Below are 5,845 nucleotides of genomic sequence, written 5' to 3' on the forward strand. Positions count from 1 at the left end.
TTTGCTATTATTTCTCACCCTGATGCGGGTAAAACCACGCTGACTGAGAATTTGCTTTTGACAGGTGGTGCTATTCGTTTGGCTGGGCAGGTGGCTGCGCGCGGTGAGCGTCGCCGTACAACATCTGACTGGATGAAGATTGAGCAAGATCGCGGTATCTCTGTTGCTTCGTCCGTGATGACATTTGAGTATGAAAACCTCGTCTTTAACTTGCTCGATACGCCCGGACACGAAGATTTCTCTGAAGACACGTATCGTACACTTACGGCGGCGGATGCGGCTGTTATGGTGCTGGATGCTGCTAAAGGTATCGAGCCACAAACTTTAAAGCTGTTTGAAGTGTGTCGTTTGCGCGATATTCCAATTGTGACTTTTATCAACAAAATGGACCGTGAAGCTGTAGATCCATTTGAATTGCTAGATGAAATTCAAGACAAGCTGGCCCTTGATTGTGCGCCGCTATATTGGCCGCAAGGCTCAGGTGAGCGTTTTCGCGGTATGGCAGACTTGATGACGGGTGAATTCCTGAAATTTAAAAAACGCACAGCCAATGAGGCGCAGGAAATAGGCGGCGCTGAACGCACAGCGATGGATGAAGATGCTGTCTCAGCGTTTATGGATAGTGATGAGTTTGCAGAGATTTCAGAAAATGCAGAACTTGCCAAAGAAATGTGTGTGCCGTTTGATCACCAATCATTTCTAGAAGGGCATTTAACGCCTGTTGTATTTGGAACGGCGCTTCGTCATTTTGGTGTGCGTGAATTGCTCGATACTCTAACGGCATATGCGCCGCCGCCACGTGCGCAAAAAGCGCGTGTTAAAGGCAATGAAGCCGTCATTGATATTGAGAATAAGGAAGTGTCTGGCTTTATCTTTAAAGTGCAAGCCAATATGGACCCAAACCATCGCGACCGGATCGCATTTTTGAAAATGGTATCTGGTCAGTTTAAGCGTGGTATGAAGCTGAAAACGACGACGGGCAAACAGCTCAATGTGTCTTCGCCCGTTATGTTTATGGCGCAGGATCGTGAAATTGCGGATGATGCGTTTGCTGGCGATGTAATCGGCGTTCCCAACCATGGTGCGTTGCGCGTGGGGGATAGCATGTCGGAAAGCGGCAATATCATGTTTGGCGGTATTCCAAACTTTGCGCCTGAGATATTGCGACGTGCACGTTGTCTTGATCCGATGAAATCAAAGCACTTGCGCAAAGCGCTTGAAGGTCTAGCTGAAGAAGGGGTGACGCAATTATTCACGCCGGCTGTTGGTGCCGATATGATTGTGGGTGCTGTGGGTGCGCTACAGATTGATGTGATGGCAGAGCGCGTCTCAGCTGAGAATAAGCTGGAAGTGGTTTTTGAGCAGGCATTATATAATGTGGCGCGCTGGATCACGGCAGAAGATCCAGCTGTTCTGGATGCCTTTTTAGAGAAAAACCGCATGAATGTGGGAACTGATATTGACGGTGCCCCTGTCTTCCTTGGTAAGAATAGTTGGGATGTCAGCTATGTTGCGGACAAAAATCCTGACATCAAATTCTCAGCGACTAAGGAAAGGTTGGCTTAATCCATGATTGCAGTTCTGGCGGGCGACATTATCAAATCTTCCCGTTTGACGCCGGAAGAATTGCAAAACGTCAAGGATTGCATTGTAGAAACGTGTGATGAGCTGCGTGAGAAGTTTCCAGAAATAGGCCTGAGCAAACCCTTCTTCTATAGGGGAGATGGTTGGCAGGTTGCTATGAATTTAGCGCCTGCTGCGCTTAAGGTCGCTGTCTTCATTTATGCCGGTCTGCGTCATCAAAATATCGCACTTAGCCGGATAGCAATTGGGGTTGGTGAAACAGAAAAACTCGACCTTGAAAATTTAGATCAATCTTCGGGAGAAGCTTTTGAGCGCGCCGGGCATTGTCTTGATAAAATGAATACGCGTTCTTTTGATGTTGAGTATTCTCAACGTTCTGATTCTGATAAGAATGAAATTGCATTGGCAGCGTTGGCGACTTGTATGTCAGCGATCATGTCCGACTGGACAGCCCGGCAAGCACAGTTTGCGCGTTTGGCTTTGCTTTTTGATGATAGGACACATGCGGAGTTGGCGGAGATGATTTCTCCAGCTATCACGCGGCAAACATTTTCAGAGGGTTTGCAAACTTCCAAATTTGAAGCCATTGAACTTTCGCTGGCAGCATATTCACTTACATTGCAATAAAGCAGGTTTATTCGCCTGCATTTTAAAAGGCAGGCTTATTTGCCTGCGTTGAGAGGGGCTTGCTTCCGATTAAACAAGCAAATTTACTTGTTTTTTGAATAACAAGCTAAAACGCTTGTTTTGCGCTGTGGGTATTCTGGTTGGAAGTTAGGTTGATAACCCATCTGTCCACTTGTATGGATATTTAAGTGGATAAGCACGAGGGGGATGCATGCTGGATTTGTTTATAATGCTGTTTACGGCGCATATCCTTGCGGATTTTGTGTTTCAGACCAAATGGTTACTTCAGCGTAAGCAACACTTTGTCGGCATGGCTTTGCATATCGCAATTGTTCTAGGTGCGACGATTGTCATTAGCGGACTTTTTGATTGGCGTATCCTTGCAATTATTGGCGTTAGTCATTTTGTGATGGACTTCATTAAGACGCGATATTTATCTGATACTTTGACAAGTTTCACGCTCGACCAATGCCTCCACATTGGGGTCTTAGTTGGCCTTGTGTGGTGTTTTCCGAATGCGTTTGAAGCCAGTTTTTGGCAATTTGCATCGGCTGAAAATCTGCAAATGGGGATCACGGGATTAGTGCTGATATTGGGCGCGATATTGTCGGTTCGCGTGGGGGATATCGTGATCAATAAAGCGATGTTGCCCATGGAAAAGCAGTTTGAAGAAGAGGTGAAATCTAAGCTCGAAGTTGGCCGCAAGAATAAGTATTCAGGTCTGCCCAACGCCCCTGCAATGATTGGAGTGTTGGAACGTTTTATCATTTATCTTTTGATTATGGTTGGTCAGCCAACAGGTGTTGGATTTTTAATCGCGGCAAAATCTATATTACGTTTTGCAGGTGCTAAAAGTGATGATCATGACAATCGACGTGCTGAATATGCGGCATCTGAAATGATAATTGTTGGCACATTGATGAGTTTTGGTTGGGCAATTTCAATCTCTATATTGACGCTAATCACACTTAAAATGCGCAGCGTAAATTTGGTAATTTAGCAGACGTATTTCCTTAGTGTTGTCATCTGACCGCCACATGTCGAAGGTTTAAGAGATATTAAAGGAAAATGCCGCGAATTCCCCTTGACCTAAGCGGCGAATTCTAAGCTCTTTTGCGCAGATTTATTGGTAGAAGTGACATCTACCAAATAGTTTAGTGAGGCTTGATTTATGTTTGAACGTTTGGTCAGTGAACTTCCCACACAAGTGCAAGACGGTATCGTATACTTAGACAGCATTTGGCATGAAGGTGCGTTTGGGCTGACATATGGCGACATAATCATTGCCACGGGAATTATACTTTTCTCCTTGATTATACGGGGAATATTTGCCCGAACAGTTGTGCGCGGTATCTCGCGAGCGGCAGCAGGTACGAAAACCAATCTTGATGATGCGCTCGTAACAACAATTGCGGCACCGTTGAAAATGGTGCCGATTATCGTGGGTTTTTATGCTGCATCTCAAGTGATTGAACTGAATGATAGCTTGCAGTTGATTGTGGACAAGGTGTTGCGCTCTTTGGTGGCGTTTTCAATTTTCTGGACGCTCAACCGCGCTGTCGGTGCGTTTTCCTTCTTGTTTACGGGGTTACGCAACACGCTTTCACCCGCGATTGTGGATTGGATCGCAAAATCATTGCAGCTTGTCTGTGTGTTCGTAGGTGCTGCTGCGATTTTGGAAATTTGGGGCATTCAAGTTGGTCCAATTCTCGCAGGTTTGGGTATCTTCGGTGTGGCGGTTGCACTGGGCGCACAGGATTTATTTAAAAACCTGATCTCGGGTATTTTGATCCTTGTTGAGAAACGGATGGAACCGGGCGAGTGGATTGCTGTAGACGGTGTGGTTGAAGGAACAGTTGAGCGCATAAATTTTCGTTCAACGCTGGTGCGTCGCTTCGATAAAGCACCGGTATATGTTCCCAATGCGAGCTTTTCAGATAATGCCGTGGTCAATTACTCACGCATGACGCATCGCCGGATTAAATGGGTGATCGGGGTTGAGTATCGCACGACGACTGAGCAGCTTCGCTATATTCGTGATGAGATTGAAGCGTATCTTTATACCAATGATGCATTTGCTAAGCCGCCAGAAGCGACATTGTTTGTGCATGTGGATTCTTTCAATGATTCCTCAATCGACTTTTTAATCTATTGTTTTACACACACAACTGTCTGGACTGAATGGCTTGAACACAAAGAGCAATTTGCACTGAAACTGATTGAGATTGTGGAGAATGCAGGCACAAGCTTTGCTTTCCCAAGCCGTACACTTTACATGCAACAACAAGAGCCGCCTGAGGTTATTCACCCGCCAACACTGTCTGAAAACGTCAGCAAAATGCGCACGTTGAAGGGCGATTCAAGCGCCGGTGAAAATGCAGGAAGTGAAGGCGGCGGGGATGGCTAAAGGCTTTTTATAAGCTTTAGCCTAATTTGCGAACCGCCTTAGGCTGCTTTAGACGTTGTGCTTCTGACTTTCCAGAAACGCACAGCGCGTTGAGCGGCGGCCAAAGGCACATTTTCGTACATGTCAGAGTATTCTTTGGCTTTTGCAACACCATTTTCTCCGCCAACAATTTGCATCGCCAATGTCGAGAAAAGTGCTTTGGGGAAGTGTGCCGCGCGACAAAGAATAGCCATGGCATCAACGTCTTTTTGTTCAATAATGCGACAGGCTATTTCGTTGGAAATATGCGTGAAATAGGCAAAACTGGCAAGGAAGCGTGACTTTTCACCATTGCGCAATTGCTGCACAAGGTGAGGAGGTGTCAAACGGTTCGCTTCGATTTCTGTTTCAACCCATTTGATTTGCTTCTCCATGTCTTCTGGAGCTTTTCCATAAGCGATATTCAAACGGTTTTTAGATGCTTTTAGCGCTGCATTGAGCTCTTCTTCGGAGACTGATTCAAACTTCGCCATGATTTGCGCACGCAGTTTTTGCTCAACAACGTGATAGACATCATTTAGCAAATCTAACGGTACGTTTTTACGTTTCACAAGCGGTGCTTGCAGAACTTTACTTGTCATGGCGCGTTCGGTCACGACTTCATATGTTTCGCGGTCAATTTCAGCTGTCTCGTTTTCAAGAAGTGAAACAACAACTTTGTCTTCACCTTTGTTTACAAGCGCTTTGGAGACTGGAGATGTAAGATTGTCTCGCTTGGAAACAGCCATCAATTTTTCTTGGCTGCTTGTGTTGGCGATATGAACGAGATCTTCTTCTGTCAAAGCTTGTGATTTACGAAGAACGGGTTCAGCAACGCGTATAGAATCTGTTGCCAGACGGCGGGCTGTTTTGCGAAGAGGGGATTTAGACACAGCAACTTTACGAGATAGCTCCAAACGAACTTGATCCGTCATATCTGTGGCAACAGCACCGATGATTTCATCGAACATTGCACACTCAGCTTCGCTACGTTCATCTTTGTCATTGTCAAAGAAAACGTCTGTTACTTCTCGCAAAAGGTCGCGACGTTTTTCACTAGATGTTTCTTTTGCCAGATCCATAAGTTTGGCAAATTTCGAGTGATCAACTGACATTCCGTAAACCCCTTTGGACATTTGTTCAAAGGAAATACTATCTAAAATGGGTTAATAAATGATGGGATAAAACTTATGGTTTGCATACGAATAG

Annotated in this window: 5 protein-coding genes; 4 read left to right on the forward strand and 1 reads right to left on the reverse strand. The window is 45.4% G+C overall.

Features of this window, described 5'->3' with window-relative positions; all coding sequences use genetic code 11:
• The 4 genes from AC5EF3_RS15280 to AC5EF3_RS15295 form a co-directional block, all read left to right on the forward strand.
• A partial coding sequence (locus tag AC5EF3_RS15280) for a peptide chain release factor 3 (RefSeq protein WP_493548666.1) occupies positions 1 to 1,566 on the forward strand: 1,566 nt, incomplete at its 5' end.
• 3 nt (positions 1,567 to 1,569) lie between these two features.
• Positions 1,570 to 2,211 (forward strand): hypothetical protein, encoded by a 642-nt coding sequence (locus AC5EF3_RS15285; protein ID WP_493548667.1) that lies wholly within the window; start codon positions 1,570 to 1,572, stop codon positions 2,209 to 2,211.
• Positions 2,212 to 2,422: 211 nt separating this feature from the next.
• The gene (locus AC5EF3_RS15290; RefSeq protein WP_015827083.1) at positions 2,423 to 3,211 is read left to right on the forward strand and encodes a DUF3307 domain-containing protein; all 789 of its coding nucleotides are present in this window, start codon (positions 2,423 to 2,425) and stop codon (positions 3,209 to 3,211) included.
• A gap of 171 nt (positions 3,212 to 3,382) precedes the next feature.
• The gene (locus tag AC5EF3_RS15295) at positions 3,383 to 4,618 is read left to right on the forward strand and encodes a mechanosensitive ion channel family protein (protein WP_015827084.1); all 1,236 of its coding nucleotides are present in this window, start codon (positions 3,383 to 3,385) and stop codon (positions 4,616 to 4,618) included.
• A 38-nt stretch (positions 4,619 to 4,656) separates the two neighbouring features.
• Here AC5EF3_RS15295 and AC5EF3_RS15300 read toward each other — a convergent pair whose 3' ends face one another.
• A complete protein-coding gene (locus AC5EF3_RS15300) occupies positions 4,657 to 5,751 on the reverse strand; it encodes a DUF2336 domain-containing protein (protein ID WP_493548668.1) in 1,095 nt (364 codons plus the stop codon).
• Positions 5,752 to 5,845 lie beyond the last annotated feature (94 nt).

This window comes from Hirschia sp. (genome assembly GCF_058892565.1).